At 65.1% G+C, this 19,858-nt stretch carries 20 protein-coding genes; 12 read left to right on the top strand and 8 right to left on the bottom strand.

The features are described 5' to 3' along the window. Positions 1-2 precede the first annotated feature (2 nt). From galU to fabD, 7 genes are all read right to left on the bottom strand, one after another. Positions 3-878, bottom strand: coding sequence for a UTP--glucose-1-phosphate uridylyltransferase GalU (gene galU, locus ACP15H_RS10560; protein ID WP_425066141.1), 876 nt, complete (start codon positions 876-878; stop codon positions 3-5). 111 nt (positions 879-989) lie between these two features. Beyond that, positions 990-1,703, bottom strand: a complete 714-nt coding sequence (locus ACP15H_RS10565; RefSeq protein ID WP_425066142.1) for a DnaJ domain-containing protein — start codon at positions 1,701-1,703, stop codon at positions 990-992. 1 nt (position 1,704) lies between these two features. Next, positions 1,705-2,745, bottom strand: a complete 1,041-nt coding sequence (mltG, locus tag ACP15H_RS10570) for an endolytic transglycosylase MltG (RefSeq protein ID WP_425066143.1) — start codon at positions 2,743-2,745, stop codon at positions 1,705-1,707. A 22-nt stretch (positions 2,746-2,767) separates the two neighbouring features. Beyond that, positions 2,768-4,024 (bottom strand): beta-ketoacyl-ACP synthase II, encoded by a 1,257-nt coding sequence (gene fabF / locus ACP15H_RS10575; RefSeq protein ID WP_425066144.1) that lies wholly within the window; start codon positions 4,022-4,024, stop codon positions 2,768-2,770. A gap of 34 nt (positions 4,025-4,058) precedes the next feature. Then, entirely contained in the window at positions 4,059-4,298 is a 240-nt protein-coding gene (locus ACP15H_RS10580) for an acyl carrier protein (protein ID WP_295135853.1), read from the bottom strand. A gap of 134 nt (positions 4,299-4,432) precedes the next feature. Continuing rightward, positions 4,433-5,173, bottom strand: coding sequence for a 3-oxoacyl-[acyl-carrier-protein] reductase (fabG, locus tag ACP15H_RS10585; RefSeq protein WP_425066145.1), 741 nt, complete (start codon positions 5,171-5,173; stop codon positions 4,433-4,435). Positions 5,174-5,183: 10 nt separating this feature from the next. Continuing rightward, entirely contained in the window at positions 5,184-6,125 is a 942-nt protein-coding gene (gene fabD / locus ACP15H_RS10590) for an ACP S-malonyltransferase (RefSeq protein ID WP_425069884.1), read from the bottom strand. Positions 6,126-6,362: 237 nt separating this feature from the next. Between fabD and rpsF the strand changes: the two genes are divergently transcribed. The 4 genes from rpsF (at position 6,363) to ACP15H_RS10610 (ending at position 9,431) form a co-directional block, all read left to right on the top strand. Next, positions 6,363-6,818 (top strand): 30S ribosomal protein S6, encoded by a 456-nt coding sequence (gene rpsF, locus ACP15H_RS10595; protein WP_425066146.1) that lies wholly within the window; start codon positions 6,363-6,365, stop codon positions 6,816-6,818. Continuing rightward, positions 6,815-7,048 (top strand): 30S ribosomal protein S18, encoded by a 234-nt coding sequence (gene rpsR, locus ACP15H_RS10600; protein WP_425066147.1) that lies wholly within the window; start codon positions 6,815-6,817, stop codon positions 7,046-7,048. Before rpsF ends, rpsR begins: the two co-directional genes overlap by 4 nt. Positions 7,049-7,069: 21 nt before the next feature. Next, complete coding sequence (rplI, locus tag ACP15H_RS10605; RefSeq protein WP_425069885.1) at positions 7,070-7,711, top strand: 50S ribosomal protein L9; 642 nt, start codon at positions 7,070-7,072, stop codon at positions 7,709-7,711. Between the two features lie 82 nt (positions 7,712-7,793). Continuing rightward, positions 7,794-9,431, top strand: coding sequence for an ABC transporter permease (locus ACP15H_RS10610; RefSeq protein WP_425066148.1), 1,638 nt, complete (start codon positions 7,794-7,796; stop codon positions 9,429-9,431). Here the strand turns inward: ACP15H_RS10610 and ACP15H_RS10615 are convergent. Then, positions 9,406-10,440 carry a Fe(3+) ABC transporter substrate-binding protein gene (locus ACP15H_RS10615; protein WP_425066149.1) on the bottom strand — a complete coding sequence of 345 codons (1,035 nt, stop codon included), beginning with the start codon at positions 10,438-10,440 and terminating at the stop codon, positions 9,406-9,408. The two genes, ACP15H_RS10610 and ACP15H_RS10615, sit on opposite strands and share 26 nt — an antisense overlap. A 159-nt stretch (positions 10,441-10,599) precedes the next feature. Here ACP15H_RS10615 and ACP15H_RS10620 point away from each other — a divergent pair, with 159 nt between their 5' ends. The 8 genes from ACP15H_RS10620 (at position 10,600) to purF (ending at position 19,848) form a co-directional block, all read left to right on the top strand. Then, a complete protein-coding gene (locus ACP15H_RS10620; RefSeq protein ID WP_425066150.1) occupies positions 10,600-11,853 on the top strand; it encodes a class I SAM-dependent methyltransferase in 1,254 nt (417 codons plus the stop codon). Positions 11,854-11,939: 86 nt separating this feature from the next. Further along, positions 11,940-13,466, top strand: coding sequence for a replicative DNA helicase (locus ACP15H_RS10625; protein ID WP_425066151.1), 1,527 nt, complete (start codon positions 11,940-11,942; stop codon positions 13,464-13,466). 9 nt (positions 13,467-13,475) lie between these two features. Continuing rightward, entirely contained in the window at positions 13,476-14,645 is a 1,170-nt protein-coding gene (gene alr, locus ACP15H_RS10630; protein WP_425066152.1) for an alanine racemase, read from the top strand. Continuing rightward, positions 14,642-15,421, top strand: a complete 780-nt coding sequence (locus ACP15H_RS10635) for an MlaE family ABC transporter permease (RefSeq protein WP_425066153.1) — start codon at positions 14,642-14,644, stop codon at positions 15,419-15,421. The genes alr and ACP15H_RS10635 overlap by 4 nt, the downstream gene beginning before the upstream one ends. A 14-nt stretch (positions 15,422-15,435) precedes the next feature. Beyond that, positions 15,436-16,209 carry an ABC transporter ATP-binding protein gene (locus tag ACP15H_RS10640; RefSeq protein ID WP_425066154.1) on the top strand — a complete coding sequence of 258 codons (774 nt, stop codon included), beginning with the start codon at positions 15,436-15,438 and terminating at the stop codon, positions 16,207-16,209. A gap of 2 nt (positions 16,210-16,211) precedes the next feature. After that, positions 16,212-17,675 carry a DNA repair protein RadA gene (gene radA, locus ACP15H_RS10645; RefSeq protein ID WP_425066155.1) on the top strand — a complete coding sequence of 488 codons (1,464 nt, stop codon included), beginning with the start codon at positions 16,212-16,214 and terminating at the stop codon, positions 17,673-17,675. A 21-nt stretch (positions 17,676-17,696) separates the two neighbouring features. Next, complete coding sequence (locus ACP15H_RS10650) at positions 17,697-18,341, top strand: CvpA family protein (protein ID WP_425066156.1); 645 nt, start codon at positions 17,697-17,699, stop codon at positions 18,339-18,341. 46 nt (positions 18,342-18,387) lie between these two features. Beyond that, positions 18,388-19,848, top strand: a complete 1,461-nt coding sequence (gene purF / locus ACP15H_RS10655; protein ID WP_425066157.1) for an amidophosphoribosyltransferase — start codon at positions 18,388-18,390, stop codon at positions 19,846-19,848. Positions 19,849-19,858 lie beyond the last annotated feature (10 nt).

The following is a 19,858-nucleotide window of genomic DNA, read 5'->3' on the forward strand; positions in this document are numbered from 1 at the left end:
GCTCAGCCCTTCACAAGACGACCGAGGAGAGCCCGCGTCTCCGCGGCGGTATCGGTGCGGTGCAGGGCCACGGCGACATTGGCCTCGAGAAAGCCGAGGCGGCTGCCGCAATCGTACCGCTGACCGGCATAACGCAGCGCGTGGAAGGGTTGGTGACCGATCATCTTCGCCATGGCGTCGGTGAGCTGGATTTCGCCCCCGGCGCCGGTCTCGTGCCGGTCGAGGTGGTCGAATACTTCCGGCAGCAGCACGTACCGGCCAATCAGGGCCAAGGTCGAAGGCGCTTCTTCCGGCTTGGGCTTTTCCACCATCCCGGTGATTTCCGACAGGTTGCCCTGCTCGTTCTTCACAGCCGCGATACCGTAACTCTTGGTCTGCTCACGAGGGACGTCCATAACGGCCACGACGCTGCCGCCGGTCTTCTCGTGAGCCTGCACGAGCTGACCGATGCAGCTGGGCGTGTCGAGGGTCAGCTCGTCCGGCAGCAGAACGGCGAAGGGCTCTCGCCCGATCCAGTGACGAGCGCACCAGACCGCGTGGCCAAGACCGAGCGGCTTTTGCTGGCGCGTGAAGATGGCATTGCCCGGCTTGATCGTGGCGTCCTGCGTCTGCTTGAGTTCAGGGGCCTTCTTGCGCTGCTCGAGGGTGGCTTCGAGCTCGTACGCGTGATCGAAATGATCCTCCAGGGCCCCCTTGTTGCGCCCGGATACGAAGACGAATTCCTCGATGCCCGCGGCGAGGCACTCCTCGACCGCGTATTGGATGAGAGGCCGGTCGACGACGGTCAGCATCTCCTTGGGCATGGCTTTGGTCGCGGGCAGGAATCTCGTCCCCAGGCCGGCGACCGGCAGGACGGCTTTACGAACACGCTGCGCCATGCTGATCGACCTCATTCAACGGCGGGATTGTATTTTAGAATCAATGATTTGACAGGATCGTGGCAAGCCCACGCGTGGCTTGATGCCATGTCGGCGCTCTCTCTGGCAAGATCAACCGCCAAGCAGCACATCCTTGGCGCGGTTGATGCGCGCGGCGAGATCGGCGGTGCCGCCGACATCCGGATGCATGCGCTGAATGAGGCGTCGATGGGCCGCGCGTATCTCGTCCACGGTGGCACCTTCCGTCAGGCCGAGGACCGCCAACGCCTCGTCGCGCGTCATGTCGGACCCTGCGCCCCGCGGCGGCGGTGCATGCTGGTCGCCGCGCCAGTCCGCACCGAGGCGTCGGTCGAGATAGGCTTCGAGGACCCTGAGCGAATCGGCGTCGGTTACGCACTCTTCCCTCAGATCGAGAAGCTCGACGTCCGTGAGCACGTCGAGCGCGCGCCCGGCAAATCGGCCGGCGAGCACCGTTCCGCCGACGTCGCCGCTCGCATGATCGATCCAGGCCTGCAGGTAGGCGGTTTTGACCTCCGTCCGCTGGCCGGTGCCGGGAGAACTGAAACCGCCCGACGGGCGTTGCCGCACCGCCCGCGCGATCAAGGCGGTGATCAAGACGCCCGCGAGCCCGAACAGCTCCGGCATGAGGCCCGGCAGGAAGCGCAGGCCGAAAATCAGCAGGCCGCCGACGCCGATCCCCCCCAGCACCACCATCACGATACGGACAGCGCGCGCCATCGAAGAGGGTTTTGCCCTCAGGAACCAGGCCATGACCAGGGCGAGACCGGCAAATGCGAGAAGCGCCAGAAGGAGCGCCGCCGGCATGCTATTGCCGGGTGGTTGGCGCCTGCGGCGCCGGCGTTTGCGGCTGTGTCTGGGACTGGGATTCCGCGCGTTCGCGCTGGATCTGGCGCCAACGCTCGACGTTCCGATTGTGCTCGGGCAGCGTGAGCGCGAAGGCGTGGCCGCCCTGTCCGTCGGCGACGAAAAAGAGCGAACGGTCGCGCGCCGGGTTGGTGGCCGCGACGATCGAGGCGCGTCCGGGATTGCAGATCGGCCCGCGCGGCAGGGCCGCGATCACATAGGTGTTGAACGGCGTGTTCGACTGCAGATCGGCGCGCGTCAGGTCGCGGCCGAGCGGCGCCTTGCCTTCGGTCAGGCCGTAGATCGTGGTGGGATCGCTCTCGAGCTTCATGCGGCGGCGCAGCCGGTTGATGAATACCGCGGCCACTTTGGTGCGCTCGGCCGGCACCGCCGTCTCCTTTTCGATCATCGACGCCAGGATGAGCGCCTCGCGCTTGTTGGCGAGCGGCAGGCCGGCGGCGCGCTTGCGCCACGCCTCGTCGAGCGTCTTCTCCATCGCCTCCTTCATGCGCAACAGCAGCCCGTCGCGGGTGTCGTCGCGCGAATAGAAGTAAGTCTCGGGGAGGAGGTCGCCCTCCTTCACATCGAGCGTGATGTCGCCGGTGAGCGCTTCGGTCTTGCGCACCAGCTCCAGCACTTCGGGGGTCGTCATCCCTTCGGGAATCGTGAGGCGACGCTGAACGACCTTGCCCGACTGCAGGAGTTCCACCAGTGCCTGCATCGAGGTATGAGCCGGCACTTCGTATTCACCCGCCTTGATGGGCTTGGGCGACGGGTCGATCATCAACGCCACGCGGAACAGGCGCGGGTGGGCGATGACGCCCTCCTCCTGCAACAGCTTGGACATGGTGGTCGGTCCGGCGCCGCGCGGGATCACGATGTTCTTGGTCGTAGCGAGCGGGCCCTCCGCCGTGAGAATGGCGTGACCCAGATAGACCGAGCCGCCCATCACGGTGGCGAACAGCGCGATAAAGAAGAGAACCCAGCGGAAGTAGCTGAGCATGACTCAGCTCCTCAGGATGAAATCAGACAGGCCCGACAATCAGGGACGCGTTGGTGCCGCCAAAGCCAAAGGAGTTGCTCAGGGCATGGCGAACCTTGCGCTGCTTGGCCTGCTTGGGAACCAGATCGATGTCGCAGCCCTCGTCGGGCTCGTCGAGGTTCAACGTCGGCGGAACGGCCTGGTCGATCAGGGACTTGATCGCATAGATCGCCTCGATCGCGCCGGCAGCGCCCAGCAAATGTCCGGTCGCCGACTTGGTCGACGACATGGAGAGACTATGGACATCCTGGCCGAAGGTACGCTTCACGGCGCCGAGTTCGATCACGTCGGCCATCGTCGACGTGCCGTGTGCATTCACATAGTCGATTTGATCGGTACCCAGATTCGCGCGCTTCAACGCCGCCTTCATCGCACGCATCGCACCGTCGCCGTCCTCGGATGGAGCCGTGATGTGATAGGCGTCTCCGGACAGGCCATAACCCAGGATCTCGGCGTAGATCTTGGCGCCGCGCTTCTTGGCATGCTCGTACTCTTCGAGCACGACGCAGCCCGCACCCTCGCCCATCACGAAGCCGTCGCGCCGCTTGTCCCACGGGCGCGAGGCCTGTGTCGGCGTGTCGTTGAAGTCGGTCGACAACGCCTTGCAGGCATTGAATCCCGCGATGCCGATGCGGCATATGGCGGCTTCGGCGCCGCCGGCCACCATGACGTCGGCATCCTCGAACTGGATCAGCCGCGCAGCGTCGCCGATGGCATGTGCACCGGTGGCGCAGGCGGTGACCACGGCGTGGTTGGGTCCCCGGAACCCGTATTTGATCGAGACCTGCCCTGAGACGAGGTTGATCAGCGCCGAGGGAATGAAGAAGGGGCTGACGCGACGCGGCCCCCGCTCCTTCAGGATGAGAGACGTTTCGTAGATCGTCTGAAGACCGCCGATACCGGAGCCGATCATGACGCCGGTCCGATTGAGACCTTCCTCGTCCTGCGGCATCCAGCCGGAATCCTCGACCGCCTGCTGGGCGGCCGCGATACCGAAGATGATGAACTTGTCGAGCTTACGCTGCTCCTTGGGGGCAAGGTAATCGTCCACGTTGAAGTGGCCGTTTGCCTTGTCGCCCTGGGGCACCTCGCCCGCGATCTTGGTCGCGAGGTCCGAGGTATCGAAAGCCTGGATCGACCGGATGCCGGACTCCGCCGCCATCAGGCGACGCCAGTTCGTGTCGACGCCGTCACCCAACGGCGTCACCATTCCCATGCCGGTTACGACAACACGCCTCATCTTCCGCCCTTCCTCTTTCAGGAACCGGTGAAGATCAGGACTTCGCGGTGCCTTTGATGAAGCCGATGGCGTCGCCGACGGTCTGGATCTTCTCCGCCGCGTCGTCGGGAATTTCGATACCGAACTCTTCCTCGAACGCCATCACCAGCTCGACCGTATCGAGGCTGTCCGCGCCCAGATCGTCGATGAACTTGGCCTCTTCCTTGACCTGCGCGGCCTCGACGCCGAGGTGCTCGACGACGATCTTCTTAACGCGCTCGGCAATATCGCTCATTGTCTTGTCCTTCCCGTGTATCCAACAAATTCCGGTCGCCAGGGGGTTGGCGAATGCCGGGCTCTTAACATAGCTCCCGTACCATTGGCTAGGTCCGAAAAGCCCACAGAATCAGGCACTTGTAAGCCTGTCCCTCAGATCATCGCCATCCCGCCGTTGATGTGCAGCGTCTGACCTGTGACATAGGCGGCCTCGTTGCTGGCGAGATAGACCACACCGGCCGCAATCTCGTCGGGCGTGCCGAGGCGGTCGGCGGGAACACGTGCCAGAATCGTCTTCTTCTGATCGTCGGTCAGCACGTCTGTCATCGGTGTGGCAATGAATCCGGGCGCCAGGCAATTCACCGTGATCCCCCGCGACGCCAGCTCCTGCGCCAGCGACTTCGACATGCCGATCAGCCCGGCCTTGGCGGCGGCATAATTCGCCTGCCCCGGATTGCCGGTGACGCCCACGATCGAGGTGATGCTGATGACCCGGCCGAAGCGGCGCTTCATCATCCCGCGCATCGCCGCACGGGTCAGCCGGAAAGTCCCGGTGAGGTTGACCTGCAGGACCTTCTCCCATTCCTCGTCCTTCATCCTCATCGAGATGTTGTCGCGGGTGATCCCGGCATTGTTCACGAGGATGTCGAGCTTGCCGCCCATGGCAGCTTCAGCCTCCTTGGCGAGCCGGTCGATATCGGCCGGATCGTCCATTCTGGCGGCCACGACATGCGCTCGCTCGCCGAGCGAGGCCTTGAGCTGTTCCAGCGCCTCGGCACGCGTGCCCGACAGGGTGACCGTCGCCCCCTGCTTGTGGAGCGCGCGCGCGATGGCGCCGCCGATACCCCCGGACGCGCCGGTCACAAGAGCTGCCTTGCCGGTCAGATCGAACATGGCGCTCTCCTTAGGCCGTCTTGAGGAAGGTTTCGATGTCTGAAGGTGTATTGAGTGCCAGGCCGGTCATCTCCTTGTCGATGCGCTTGACGAGCCCGGACAGGACTTTGCCGGTGCCGCACTCCGCCAGGACATCGACGCCCTTGCTTTTCATATACTGCACGCTCTCGCGCCAACGCACGAGGCCGGTTACCTGTTCCACCAGGCGCTGCTTGATCGCCCCCGGCTCGCTGAGCTCCGAAGCCAGCACATTGGAAACCAGCGGCACGCGCGGCGGCATCAGCACGACTTCCTCCAGCGCGACCTTCATCGCATCGGCGGCCGGCTGCATCAGCGGGCAATGGAAAGGCGCGCTCACCGGCAGCATCATGCCGCGCTTGCAGCCCCGCGACTTGGCGGCCTCGATGGTACGCTCGACCGCTTCCTTGTGACCGCTCACGACGATCTGGCCGCCGCCATTGTCATTGGCGACCGCGACGACCTCTCCCTGGGCTGCTTCCTTGCAGGCGTCCTGGGCCGCCTCCAGTTCGATCCCCAGCAGGGCGGCCATGGCGCCGATGCCCACGGGCACGGCCTTCTGCATCGATTGACCGCGCAGCTTCAGGAGGCGCGCGGCATCCGCGAGCGTCAGGGCGCCGGCCGCCGCGAGCGCCGAATACTCACCCAGCGAGTGGCCCGCGACATAGGCGGCCAGCGACGACAGCGGCTTCGCTCCGTCCTTCTCCAGGATGCGGGTGACCGCGACGCTAACCGCCATCAGGGCGGGCTGAGCATTCTCGGTTAGGACGAGATCGCTCTCGGGTCCTTCGCGCATGAGTTTAGAGAGGTTCTGCTTCAGCGCTTCGTCGACCTCGCCGAAGACCTCCCTGGCGGTGGCAAAGGCACCGGCAAGATCTGCCCCCATGCCGACAGCCTGCGATCCCTGCCCCGGAAAGACAAAAGCCCGACTCATGCGCGTTTTCCCATGATTTTCATCGCGATTGCGGGCAGTCATACCGGGGCGCGGGACGCAGTCAAGCCGCACGGGGAATACTTGCTTTCGGACCGCTTGCCTGTATAACCGCGCCTCTTCGGGGCCTGAATCGGCCCCGATCTCCTTGCCGCCCCGGTGCATTCCGCGTGGGGCGGCTAGATCCGGGCGGTTCTTCGGAACTTCGGGTCGCTAACAGCCATAAGGAGCCGAATCTACATGGCACTCTACGAGAATGTCTTCATTGCGCGTCAGGACGTTGCGACGACGCAGGTGGAGGCTCTGACCACCCAGTTCTCCGAACTGGTCACCAGCATGGGCGGCACCGTCTCCAAGAAGGAGTATTGGGGCCTGCGCTCGCTGACCTACCGCATCAAGAAAAACCGCAAGGGTCACTACACCCTGCTCAACATCGACGCCCCCGCGGCGGCGGTGAAGGAGCTGGAGCGTACGATGTCGATCAACGAAGACATCATCCGCTACATGACCGTGCGTGTCGACGAGCTCGAGGAAGCCCCGTCGGCCATCATGGTGCGCAGCGCCGAGAAGTCCGACCGTCCGGGCGGCGATCGTGGCGAACGCTGGGGCGATCGCCCGCCGCGTCGCGAGCGTTCGCGCTTCGGCGACGAGGGCGGTGCCGCCCCGGTGGCCTCTGAAACGGGAGAAGAAGCATGAGCGCACAGCGTCGTCCGTTCACCCGCCGCCGCAAGAGCTGCCCGTTCTCCGGCGCCAACGCCCCGAAGATCGACTACAAGGACGTGCGCCTTCTGCAGCGGTTCATTTCCGAACGCGGCAAGATCGTACCGAGCCGTATCTCGGCAGTCTCGTCCAAGAAGCAGCGCGAACTCTCCCAGGCGATCAAGCGCGCCCGCTTCCTGGCCCTCCTGCCTTACCTCATCGCCTAGTCGGGAGACGCAATCATGCCGATGAACGTCATCCTGCTCGAGCGCGTGCCGAAACTCGGCCAGATGGGCGATGTTGTGAAGGTGAAGCCCGGCTTCGCCCGCAACTACCTTCTGCCGCAGAAGAAGGCGCTGCGCGCGACCAAGGACAACATCACCTACTTCGAATCGCAGCGTAAGGTCCTCGAGGCTCAGAACCTCGAGCGCCGGCAGGAAGCCGAAGCGGTCGGCGCGAAGATGGGCGACCTCAAGGTCACCATCATCCGCCAGGCCTCCGAGGCGCTGCAGCTCTACGGTTCGGTCACCTCGCGCGACATCGCCGACGGCGCTGCCGCACAGGGCGTGAAGATCGAGCGCAGCCAGGTCGAACTGGACAAGCCGATCAAGGCGCTGGGCGAGCACAAGATCAAGATCCACCTCCATCCGGAAGTCGTGGTCGAGATCTCGGTGCTGGTTGCCCGTTCTGCCGACGAAGCCGAGTTCCTCGCCAAGGGCGGCAGGCTGGTGGCGGAGACCGAGCGTGCGGCCATGGAAGCGGCGGAAGCCGCGCAGCGTGCGGCCGACCAGGCCGCTGCGCTGTTCGAGGCCAAGTCGGCCGAGGCAGCCGAGGGCGAAGGCGAGACTGCCGAGGCTGCGGCCGAGGAAACGCCGGCCGACCAGAAGTAGTACGCGTGCCGACAGGCACCGCGGAGTTCTTCGAACGCATGTCATCGCACCGCGATGGCATGCGTTTTCTTTTGGTGCGTCCGTGATCTGGCGGCTCGGCGCCCTCGCCGTTGCGGCGGTCGTCGCGCTGCCCCTGCTCGGCATCGCCACCAGTCTGTTCAGCGCCCAGGGCGAGCTCTGGCGCCACCTCGCCGAGACTCAGCTCCGCGAGATCGTCGGCAACACGATCGTCCTGCTGATCGGCGTAGGCCTCGGCACCGTCATGATCGGCACCGGCACCGCCTGGCTCGTGACGATGTACCGGTTTCCCGGGAGCCAGATCCTGCAATGGGCGTTGCTGTTGCCGCTCGTCATGCCGACCTACATCATCGGCTATGCCTATGCCGACCTGCTGACCTTTGCCGGCCCGCTTCAGTCCGCGCTGCGCACCGCGATGGGATGGAGCCGCGGGGACTACTGGTTTCCCGAGTTCGGCTCTCCCCAGGGCGTCGCCCTGCTCTTCACCCTGGTCCTATACCCCTACGTCTATCTCGCCGCGCGCGCGGCGTTCCTCGCCCAGTCGCGGTCTCTGCTGGAGGCGAGCCGTATCCTCGGCAACGGACCCTGGCGCACCTTCCTGCGCATCGGCCTGCCGCTGGCCCGCCCCGCGATCGCCGCCGGCACGGCCCTCGCACTGCTGGAGACCCTCGCCGACTTCGGGACCGTCCAGTATTACGGCATCCACACCTTCACCACGGCGATCTACCGGACCTGGTACGGCATGGGAAACCGCGAGGGCGCGGCGCAGCTCTCCATGGTTCTCATTCTCATCGCGGTCGTCCTGGTTGCCCTGGAACGCCGGTCACGCGGCGGCGCCCACTTCGCCATCGCCTCCAACCTGCGCCACGTCGCCGACCCGGTGCAGCTCTCGTTGCCCGCAGGTCTCGCTGCATTGGCTGCCTGCGCTCTGCCGATCCTGCTTGGCTTCGCGGTGCCAACGGCACATCTCGCGCAGCTCGCCCTGTCCTCCGGCGTGCTGCTGACCGACAGTCGCTTCATCGGCGATGCCTTCAACAGCCTGATCCTGGCGACGGTAGCGGCTGCGAACATCGTCGGTCTCGCCGTGTTCCTGAGCTACGCCGGTCGCCTCGTCCGCCGGCGGCTGCTCCACCGCACCATCGCCTTCGCATCGCTCGGCTATGCCATTCCCGGCGCCGTCATCGCCGTCGGGGTGCTGCTGCCGCTGGCATTTGCCGATCACGGCCTCGACCTGCTCTCGCGGCGCTTGCTCGGCGTTCCGACCGGCCTGCTGCTGAGTGGCACGGCCTTCGCCCTGGTCGTCGCCTATACGGTTCGCTTCCTCGCCGTCGGGCTGGCCAACGTCGCGCCCGGGCTTGCCGCCATCGATCCGGCCATGGACGCGAGCGCGCGCATCCTCGGGGCGAGGCCACGCGACGTGCTGTGGCGTATCCACCTGCCCATGCTGCGGGCGCCGGTCCTGACGGCCGGGATCGTCGCATTCGTGGAAGTGCTGAAGGAACTGCCGGCGACCCTGCTGATACGGCCTTTCAACTTCGACACGCTCGCGATCGGGGTCTACCGCTTCGCATCCGACGAGCGCCTGGCTCAGGCGGCCGTCGGATCCATTCTCATCGTCACCGTGTCCCTTGCACCGGTGATCCTGCTGAGCCGCACGGTGGCGGCGTCGGGGCGTCCTACTTCCAGCCCGCCCGGTCCATGATCTTCAGCGCCTCGGCGTTGTTCTGCGCGAACACGCGGGCGTTGAGCTGATCCTCCTTGAAGGGGCCAAGTGCCTTGAGCTCCGGCGACAGCTCGACCGAGGCCACGACCGGATACTCCGAATTGCCGTCGGCGAAGTACTTCTGCGCCTGCGGCGAGACCAGGTACTCGAGGAACTTGACCGCCGCCTGCTTGTTCGGCGCATGCTTGGCGACGCCGCCGGCGCTCAGGTTTACGTGCGTGCCGCGATTGGCCTGGTTCGGGAAGATGACCCCAAGCTTGGCCGCGAGTTCGCGCTCCTCCGGCTTGGTCGAGCGCACCAGGTTCACGAAGTAGTAGGTGTTCACGACGGCGACGTCGCCCTCGCCCGCTGCGGCGGCCTTGATCTGGTCGGTGTCGCCGCCGCGCGGCGGACGCGCCAGATTGGCGGCGACGCCCTTGGCCCACGCTTCGGTCTTCTCCAGGCCATCGGCCGCCAGCACCGAGCCGGTGAGAGACTGATTGTAGATGTTTCCGGAGGAACGGATCAGGACCTTGCCCTTCCACTTTGGATCGGCGAGGTCCTCGTAGGTCTGCGGCGCCGCGGCGGCCTGCATCTTCTCCTTGTTGAAGACGAAGATGCGGGCGCGCTTGGAGAAGCCGAACCACGTGTTGTCGGGATCGCGCAGGTGCGAGGGGATCGCCTTGGCGAGGACGGGCGAGTCGGTCGCCTGCAGGAGCCCCATCTCCCGGGCGCGTTCGATGCGGCCGGCGTCGACGGTGATGAACACGTCGCACGGGCTCTTGTCGCCTTCGGTCCGGAGACGCTGGATGAGAGGATCGGGCTCGGCATCGATCCGGTTGATCTTCACACCGGTGAGGTCGGCGAAATTGCCGTACAGCGCCTCATCGGTCTTGTAGTGGCGGGCGGAATAGAGATTGAGCGTGCCGCCCTGCGCCCAGGCGCGACGCGCGATGAACGCGCCGGAACCAAACGCCAGGCCAGTCTTCACGAGCGCACGTCTCTTCACGTCTTCCTCCGCTGCGAGTGAGTATCAATGGCCCGATATCACCGCCTATGAATCTTGGCAATCCAAATGCGATTTATTCACATTTACCCTGCTTAATTTTTTGTATCCCTCCCTTTGCGCCGAAAATACGGATGGGACTAACATTTGGGCAGCGACAACTTGGAGTTATCCGTCGTGCTGCTGGCGCAGGTCCTTGCCCGGGTGGTGAGCGAAGGCCAACTGACCATCGTCGATGAGACGGGTCGGCCGCATCAGATCACGGGCGCAAAACCCGGTCCCTCCGTGACGATGCGGGTCCATGACTGGTGGACCGGAATCCACCTCGCTTTCCGCCCCCGTCTCGCGCTCGGCGAAGCCTACATGGACGGCCGGCTGACCGTCGAACAGGGCGACCTCTACGACCTGCTGGACCTCCTCGGGCGAAACATCGACGCCGTCGATTCAACGGCCATGATGCGCTGGTCCTACAGGCTCCAGCGAGGCCTGCGGCTGCTGGAGCAGTACAATCCCATCGGCAGGGCTCAGCAAAACGTCGCCCACCACTACGATCTCAAGGGCGAACTCTACGATCTCTTCCTCGATCCCGACCGTCAGTATTCCTGCGCCTACTTCAAGACGGGCAACGAATCCCTCGAACTCGCGCAGGCCGACAAGAAGCTTCATATAGCGACGAAGCTGCTCCTGAAGCCGGGTCACAAGGTACTCGACATCGGCTCGGGCTGGGGTGGCATGGGGTTGTTCCTCGCCCGATCGTTCGATGTCGAAGTCACGGGTGTCACGCTCTCGCGCGAACAGCATGGCGTGTCCAACCGACGCGCCCAGGCGGCAGGAATCTCGGACCGTGTCCGCTTCAAGCTCATCGACTATCGCGAGGAATCCGGCCGTTACGACCGTATCGTCTCGGTCGGAATGTTCGAGCATGTCGGCTCGGCCCATTACCTCGAATACTTCCGAAAGATAAGCGACCTCCTGGCCGATGACGGCGTGATGCTGCTGCATTCGATCGGCCGCATGGAGCCCCCCGGGGGCACCAACACCTGGCTTCGCAAATACATCTTCCCGGGCGGCTATTCGCCCGCCCTGTCGGAGGTCCTTGCCGCGATCGAGAGGGCCGGGCTGTGGGTCACCGACATCGAAGTGCTGCGGCTCCATTATGCAGAGACCCTGCGTCGCTGGCGCCATCGCTTCCTCGCCAACCGGGAGAAAATCAAGGAAATCGCCGGCTACGACGATCGCTTCTGCCGAATGTGGGAATTCTATCTCGCGGGCTGCGAGGTCGCCTTCCGCTACATGCGGCAGATGGTGTTTCAGATACAGATCAGCCGGCGCCAGGATGCGGTGCCGCTCATTCGTGACTACATGGTTACCGAAGAACGTCTGAAGAACGTCGCAGAGACCATGGCCGCTGAATAGGAAGTATCCTCGCTAAACTCTGGATAAGCCTGCGCAGCGATTCTTTGCGCTGTGATCCCTCTCCCATCTTCGGCAAAGACAATGTGATGGAGCCGCTGAAAGACACCTCGAACGTCACGCGCCTGCCCGGCGCCGAAGATGCACGCCTGCGCGAGCCGCCGCACAATTTCGAGGCCGAGCAGGCCTTGCTCGGCGCGATCCTGATCAACAACGCCGCCTACCAGCGCGTGGCCGAGTTCCTGCGCCCCGAGCATTTCGCCGATCCGCTCCACGGCAAGCTCTTCGATTCGCTGTCGCGCCTGATCGAGCGCGGCCAGGTCGTGAGCGCCGTCACGCTCAAGACCTACGTCGAGCAGGATCCCGCGATGAAGGAGGCCGGCGGCGCGGCCTATCTCGCACGACTGGCAGCAGCCTCCGTGCACGTGATCGACGCGGCCGCGTTCGGCCGCGCGGTCCACGATCTCTACCTGCGCCGGCAGCTCATCGATCTGGGTGAGAACGTCGTGAACGGCGCCTTCTCGGGCGACGTCGACGAGACCGCATTGCAACAGATCGAGGTCGCTGAAAAGAAGCTCTACGACCTCGCGACGACGGGCCAGACCGAGGGCGGATTCAAACCGTTCCGCATGGCCCTGACCGAGGCCATGACGGCGGCCGAGGCCGCCTATGTGCGCGAAGGCAAGCTCACCGGCGTGGCCACAGGCCTGTTCAATCTCGACCAGTTGCTGGGCGGCCTGCACAGATCCGACCTGCTGATCCTCGCCGGCCGACCGTCGATGGGCAAGACCGCCCTGGCGACCAACATCGCCTTCAACGCCGCAAAGGCGTACCGGGAGGAGATCGTCGACGGGCATCCGAAAGCCGTGGACGGCGCGGTGGTCGGTTTCTTCTCGCTCGAAATGTCCGCCGAGCAGCTTGCCACCCGTATGCTCTCCGAGCAGGCCGAAATCTCCTCGGAGAAGATCCGCCGCGGCGAGGTGCTGAGCCACGAATTCGACAGGGTCATCAACGTCAGCCACGAACTGGAGCATCTCAACTTCTTCATCGACGATACGCCGGCTTTGTCGATCGCCGCATTGCGCACCCGCGCTCGCCGGCTGAAGCGCACCCACGGTCTCGGCCTCATCATCGTCGACTACCTTCAGCTCCTGAACCCGTCGGGCAAGAGTCGTCAGGAAAACCGCGTGCAGGAGGTTTCGGAGATCACCCGAGGCCTGAAGACACTCGCAAAGGAACTCGACGTCCCGGTGATCGCGCTCTCGCAGCTTTCGCGCGCAGTAGAGCAACGCGAGGACAAGAGGCCCCAGCTCTCCGACCTTCGCGAATCCGGGTCGATCGAGCAGGACGCGGACGTCGTGATGTTCGTCTATCGTGAGGAATACTATCTGACCCGCAGCGAGCCCGCTCGCCGCGCCGAGGAGAGCGACCAGAAATTCAACGAGCGGCACGACGACTGGAAGCAGCGCTGCGAACAGACCTACGGCAAGGCCGAGGTCATTGTGGCAAAACAGCGACACGGCCCCACAGGCATCGTACGCCTCTCGTTCGAAGGACAGTTCACGAAGTTCGGCAACCTCGATGGCGTTGCTGACGAGCCCGTGTCAGCGTTCTAAGGTCGCCACGTGTCAATTCCCGACGATCATGACCCGGCGCGCCGCGCCGGGGCGGTCCTTTCCATCGACCTGGGCGCGATTGCCGCCAACTGGCGCGGGCTGCGCGATGCCGGACGCGCCACCGGCCGGCCGGTCGACTGCGCCGCCGTTCTGAAGGCCGATGCCTATGGCATGGGGGCGACCGTGGTCGGTCCCCTGCTGGCGGCCGAAGGCTGCCGCCAGTTCTTCGTCGCGCATATCGACGAGGGGATAGCGCTCCGCCGCGTGCTGCCCGAGCTGCCGATCTACGTCCTGAACGGATTGCTTCCCGGCACCGAAGGCGATTTCGTGGAGCACCGCCTCGTCCCCGTGCTCAATCACCTGGCACAGCTGAATGCCTGGCGGGCTGCAGCCCAGCGCTTCAACCAGGCCCTCGACGCCGTCGTGCACCTCGACACCGGCATGCATCGGCTTGGCTTCGGTGCGGAGGACGCGCAGGTGTTGATCAACGAACGCGGCCGGCTGCGCGGCCTGCGGCTCGCGTTGATCATGAGCCATCTGGTTGCGTCGGAAGAACCCTCGAACCCGGTAAACGGCGAACAGCTCTCCCGCTTCCGCAACTTCGTGCGCGCGATGCCCGGAGCACCGACGTCGCTGGCCAACTCGTCGGGCATCTTCCTGGGACCGGATTATCATTTCGACCTGCTGCGTCCCGGCGCGGCGCTCTACGGCATCAATCCCCTGCCGGGTCAGGCCAACCCGATGCTGGACGTCGTGACCCTGGAGGCCCGGATCCTCCAGACGCGCCAGATCGATGCCTTCCAGACGGTCGGATATGGCGGCGCCTGGCGTTCGGCACGACCGAGCCGGATCGCCACCATTGCGTTGGGGTATGCCGACGGCTATTTCCGCAACCTCGTCAACCGGGCCCATGTGCATCTTGCCGGCCACAATGTACCCGTGATCGGCCGCATCTCGATGGATCTCGTGACCATAGACGTGACCGATGTACCGGAGGTCGATTGCCTTCCGGGCGCGACGGTCGAGGTGTTGGGTCCTCATCTCACGCCGGATAACTTGGCCGACCATGCGCGGACGAACGCCTACGAGGTCATGACCGCCTTGGGCCGACGCTATCATCGTGCCTATGTCGACCGCTTCGCCGAGGCGCCGGCCGACGAAACGGGAGAACCGGCGTGACGCTTCCCCTGTTTACGGTCCTGGGCCGGATGACGCTCGCCTTCCTGGAGGCGATAGGCAGCGTCTCGGCCTTTGCCTTCAAGGCGGTCCGGCAGGGTCTGCAGCCGCCCTATTACCGCCGACAGATCTTCCGGCAGATCATGGAGATCGGTTACTACTCGCTGCCCGTGGTCGGCCTGACGGCGATCTTCACGGGTATGGTGCTGGCGCTGCAGAGCTACACAGGCTTCGCGCGCTTCTCCGCCGAAAGCGCCATTCCCAACGTCGTCGTGGTTTCGCTGACCCGTGAACTGGGACCCGTGCTCGCCGCCCTGATGGTCGCCGGGCGAGTCGGCGCCGCAATGGCTGCCGAAATCGGCACCATGCGCGTCACCGAGCAGATCGACGCCCTCACGACGCTCTCCACCGACCCGTTCAAGTATCTTGTCGCCCCCCGCCTCATCGCAGGTATCCTCACCCTGCCGTTCCTGGTGCTGGTCGCCGATATCATCGGCGTGTTCGGCGGTTTCCTGATCGGCGTCTACAAGCTCGACTTCAACGATGCCGCCTACCTGCGCAATACCCTCGACTTCCTGCAGTTCCAGGACGTCTTCTCGGGCTTGGTCAAGGCGGCGGTGTTCGGTTTCCTGATCACGCTGATGGGCTGCTATCACGGCTACAGGTCGCGCGGCGGCGCCCAGGGTGTCGGCAAGGCGACTACCAGCGCGGTGGTCTCCGCCTCGATGCTGATCCTGACCTTCAACTACTTTATCACCGAAGCCTTCTTCGCCCGTTGATCGGCTCCCCCCGCATGGCCTCTCCCAAGATCTCGTTGCGCGGCGTCACCAAGGCTTTCGGACCCAAGAAGGTGCTGCAGGGCATCGACCTGGACGTGGCACCGGGCGAATCGATGGTCGTGATCGGCGGGTCGGGCACCGGCAAGTCGGTGCTGCTGAAATGCATTCTCGGCCTTCTGAAGCCCGACCAAGGCTCGATCAAGGTCGACGGCGAGGAGACGAGCGACCTGTCCGATCGCGACCGTGCGCGGGTCATGCGCAAGTTCGGCATGCTGTTCCAGGGTGGTGCCCTGTTCGACTCCCTGCGCGTCTGGGAGAATGTGGCCTTCGGGCCGATCCAGAGCGATGGCATGGCCCCCGACCAGGCCCGTGAAGTCGCTATCGGCAAGTTGGGCGCCGTCGGCCTCGGCCCTGAAATCGGCGACCTCTTCCCCTCGGAATTGTCGGGCGGCATGCAGAAGCGCGTGGCGCTCGCCCGAGCGATCGCACGTGAACCCGAGATCATATTTTTCGACGAGCCGACGACCGGCCTCGATCCGATCATGGCCGACGTGATCAATGATCTGATCGTGAAATCCGTCGGCAGTCTGGGCGCCACGGCAATCTCGATCACCCACGACATGGCGAGCGCCCGCAAGATCGGTCACCGCATCGGCATGCTGCACGAGGGCAAGCTCATCTGGCAGGGCCCCGTCGCCGACATCGACAGTTCGGGGAACGCCCATGTGGACCAGTTCATCCATGGCCGGGCCGAGGGCCCGATCCGGATGCAGGTCCGGAAGCTCTGATCGTGGCGCGGCCGCTCAAGCGCTACGCCTGCCAGTCCTGCGGCGCCATCACGTCGAAATGGAGCGGGCGCTGTGAGTCCTGCGGCGAGTGGAACACCATCGTCGAGGAGGCCGCTCCCGCCCCCGGCCCGGCTGGCGGCGCGATGGCCCGTCTCGGAAAAGGACGCCTGCTCGACTTCACGGGCCTCACGGGCTCGACACCGCAGCCGCCGCGACTGAAGAGCGGCATCAACGAGTTCGATCGTGTGTGCGGCGGCGGATTGGTCGTCGGCTCGGCGCTGCTGATCGGTGGCGACCCCGGGATCGGCAAGTCGACCCTGCTGCTGCAGATGGCGGCGGCACTCGCCAGGCAGCACACCGCCTGCGCGTACATTTCCGGCGAAGAGGCCGTCGACCAGGTCCGCCTGCGGGCCGAACGGCTGGGCCTGGCCGACGCCCCCGTTCAGCTGGTCGCCGCGACCTCGGTGCGTGACATCGTGGCGTCGCTGGAGCAGCCGGACGCGCCGAAGGTCGCCGTCATAGATTCGATCCAGACGATGTGGCTCGATACCGTGGATTCGACGCCAGGCACCGTCACCCAGGTCCGCGCCTCGGCGCAGGCCCTCGTCGAGCTCGCCAAGCGGCGTGGTATCGCCGTGCTGCTGGTCGGCCACGTGACCAAGGACGGCGCCATTGCCGGCCCCCGCGTCCTCGAGCACATGGTCGACACGGTCCTCTACTTCGAAGGCGAACGCGGCCATCAGTTCCGCATCCTGCGCACCGTCAAGAACCGCTTCGGCCCGACCGACGAGATCGGCGTCTTCGAGATGTCCGACCGGGGACTGTCCGATGTCGCCAATCCCTCGGCCCTGTTCCTAGCGGACCGCCGCGGTCACGTCTCGGGGACCTGTGTGTTCGCCGGCATCGAAGGCACCCGTCCGCTGCTGGTGGAGATCCAGGCGCTGGTCAGCCCCTCCTCCCTCGCCACGCCGCGGCGCGCCGTGGTCGGCTGGGATTCGAACCGCCTTGCCATGGTCCTGGCTGTGCTGGAGGCACGCTGCGGCGTCACGGTCGGCGCGAACGACGTCTACCTGAACGTCGCCGGCGGCCTCAGGATCGGCGAACCGGCCGCCGACCTCGCCGTGGCGGCGGCTGTCATTTCCTCCCTGGCCGACGAACAGGTGCCGGGCGATATGGTGGTTTTCGGTGAAATCGGCCTCGGCGGCGAAGTGCGGCCCGTCGGCCAGCGCGAAGCCCGTTTGCGGGAGGCGGCGAAACTCGGTTTCCGGAGTGCACTCGTCCCGCAGGTTCGCAGCGGCTCGGGTCCCGCTCCGCGGGCGCCGGAGGGCATCGCCATTGACGAAATTGAGCATCTATCGGACCTTGTGGCACGTTTCCAACCGGCTGATCGGCCTCTAAAACGTGGCCGGCGCGAGGGAGCCCCCGAAGGATCGGGGGACCGCCGGCGCGACCGGGATCAATACTGAGGTACGGAGAGAACGGGGTCGATGGAGCAGCTGGGAATTACCGTTTTCGACGTCGCAGTGATCGCCGTCGCCGTGTTCGGGGCGCTCATAGGCATGTCCACGGGCTTTGCCCATGCCATCCTGTTCATCGCCTCCTGGATCGGCGCCGGCTGGATCGCCTGGCGCTTCTCGAACGTCGTCGAGCCCGAGGTCCTGAAGGTCGTGGGCAGCGCAGAACTGTCCTACTTCATCTCCCTGCTCGTCGTCTTCGTCGGAGCCCTGATCGTGCTGATTATGCTCACCAGCGTGGTTTCCCGGTCCATCCGGACCGGGCCGCTCGGACGGCCCGACAGGATTCTCGGGGCGGGCTTCGGCGTGCTTTGCGCCTGGGTCGCGATGGGAACGGCCTTCCTGTTCTACGGTTATCTCGGCCCCCGCCAGCTGCCGCCGGCGGTCGAAGGCGCCGCCAGTTTTCCGATGATCCGTGAAATGGCGACCTTCGTGGAGCCGCAACTGCCGAGCGGCTTCCGCAACCGCCTGCAGCGCCCGGGCATGGAAAGCGGCGTCATTCCGGGGTCGTCGACAGCCGCGCCGCGTTCGGCGCCTTCGACTGTCGCCCCGTCGGATGCCACTCCTGCCGCACCCGCGACACCGGCCGCGCCGGGGGAAACCAAACCGCCGCAGTGAGTCATACTTGATAGCGTCGCGGCGACACCCCAGCTATAACCCCGCCGTGCATACCCCCCTGAAACGCTCCGAAGACGACCTCGACAAGTTTCACGAGGAATGTGCGCTGTTCGGCATCTACGGGACAGCCGATGCCGCCGCGCACACCGCGCTGGGCCTCCACGCCCTGCAGCACCGTGGGCAGGAAGCCTCGGGAATAGTGACTTTCGACGGCCGGGTTTTTCACAACCATCGCGCCGCCGGCTTGGTCGGAGACATCTTCGGCACCCAGGCCGTCATGGAAAAGCTCGTCGGCTATTCGGCGATCGGCCACAACCGATACGCCACGACGGGCGGTTCCTCGGACCGCAACATTCAGCCGATCTTCGCCGATTTCGACTTTGGCGGCTTGGCGCTCGCGCATAACGGCAATCTCACCAACGCGTATCTCCTGCGCAAGGAGCTGGTCCGGATCGGCTGCCTGTTCCAGTCGACGACCGACACGGAGGTGATCAACCACCTGATCGCCCGCTCCAATTATTCGACCGTGGTCGACCGGCTGATCGACGCGCTCGGCCGCGTAAAGGGTGCCTATTCGCTCCTGCTGCTGACCAACGAAGCGCTGCTGGGCGTGCGCGATCCGATGGGCGTGCGTCCCCTGGTGATTGGCCGCCTCGACGATGCGTGGATCCTGACCTCGGAAAGCTGCGCCCTCGACATCATCGGCGCCCGCTTCGTGCGCGACGTCGAGCCGGGCGAGATCGTCATCGTCGACGGCAACGGCCTCCGGTCCATCAAGCCGTTCGTGAAGCAGAAGCGCCGCTTCTGCGTGTTCGAACATATCTACTTCGCGCGACCGGATTCGAAGGTCGAGGGTATCGGCGTCTACGACGCCCGCAAGCGCATCGGCATGGAACTGGCCAAGGAAAGCCCGGTGCCGGCCGACGTCGTCGTGCCGGTGCCGGATTCCGGCGTACCCGCCGCTATCGGCTATGCCGCGCAGTCGGGCCTGCCGTTCGAACTGGGCATCATCCGCAACCACTATGTCGGCCGCACCTTCATCGAGCCGGCGGACCATATCCGCCATCTCGGCGTTCGCCTGAAGCACAACGCCAATCGCGCCCACATCGAGGGCAAGCGCGTCATTCTGGTCGACGATTCGATCGTGCGCGGCACCACCTCGATGAAGATCGTCGAGATGGTGCGCAACGCCGGCGCCAAGGAAGTGCATATGCGCATCGCGGCGCCGCCGACCACCGATCCGTGCTTCTACGGAATCGACACGCCGGACAAGGACAAGCTGCTGGCCTCGCGCTACGACGTCGCCGGCATGGCGAAGTTCATCGGCGTCGATTCGCTGGCCTTCGTTTCGATCGACGGGCTCTATCGAGCCATGGGCCTGCCGGGCCGCGACGCGGCCAATCCGGCCTTCTGCGACGCCTGCTTCACGGGTGACTATCCTATCGCCCTCGACGACGTGACCGGCGTCGAGGATCGTCAGCTCTCCCTCCTCGTCGAATCGACCTGAGTTCAGGATC

The organism is Reyranella sp. (genome assembly GCF_965249915.1).
In the GTDB taxonomy this organism is placed as follows: Bacteria; Pseudomonadota; Alphaproteobacteria; order Reyranellales; family Reyranellaceae; genus Reyranella.

Coding starts and splice junctions, on each gene's coding strand:
- galU (WP_425066141.1), bottom strand. CDS start 878: ATGGCGCAGCGTGTTCGTAAAGCCGTCCTGCCGGTCGCCGGCCTGGGG.
- ACP15H_RS10565 (WP_425066142.1), bottom strand. CDS start 1,703: ATGCCGGCGGCGCTCCTTCTGGCGCTTCTCGCATTTGCCGGTCTCGCC.
- mltG (WP_425066143.1), bottom strand. CDS start 2,745: ATGCTCAGCTACTTCCGCTGGGTTCTCTTCTTTATCGCGCTGTTCGCC.
- fabF (WP_425066144.1), bottom strand. CDS start 4,024: ATGAGGCGTGTTGTCGTAACCGGCATGGGAATGGTGACGCCGTTGGGT.
- ACP15H_RS10580 (WP_295135853.1), bottom strand. CDS start 4,298: ATGAGCGATATTGCCGAGCGCGTTAAGAAGATCGTCGTCGAGCACCTC.
- fabG (WP_425066145.1), bottom strand. CDS start 5,173: ATGTTCGATCTGACCGGCAAGGCAGCTCTTGTGACCGGCGCGTCCGGG.
- fabD (WP_425069884.1), bottom strand. CDS start 6,125: ATGAGTCGGGCTTTTGTCTTTCCGGGGCAGGGATCGCAGGCTGTCGGC.
- rpsF (WP_425066146.1), top strand. CDS start 6,363: ATGGCACTCTACGAGAATGTCTTCATTGCGCGTCAGGACGTTGCGACG.
- rpsR (WP_425066147.1), top strand. CDS start 6,815: ATGAGCGCACAGCGTCGTCCGTTCACCCGCCGCCGCAAGAGCTGCCCG.
- rplI (WP_425069885.1), top strand. CDS start 7,070: ATGAACGTCATCCTGCTCGAGCGCGTGCCGAAACTCGGCCAGATGGGC.
- ACP15H_RS10625 (WP_425066151.1), top strand. CDS start 11,940: ATGGAGCCGCTGAAAGACACCTCGAACGTCACGCGCCTGCCCGGCGCC.
- ACP15H_RS10640 (WP_425066154.1), top strand. CDS start 15,436: ATGGCCTCTCCCAAGATCTCGTTGCGCGGCGTCACCAAGGCTTTCGGA.
- ACP15H_RS10650 (WP_425066156.1), top strand. CDS start 17,697: ATGGAGCAGCTGGGAATTACCGTTTTCGACGTCGCAGTGATCGCCGTC.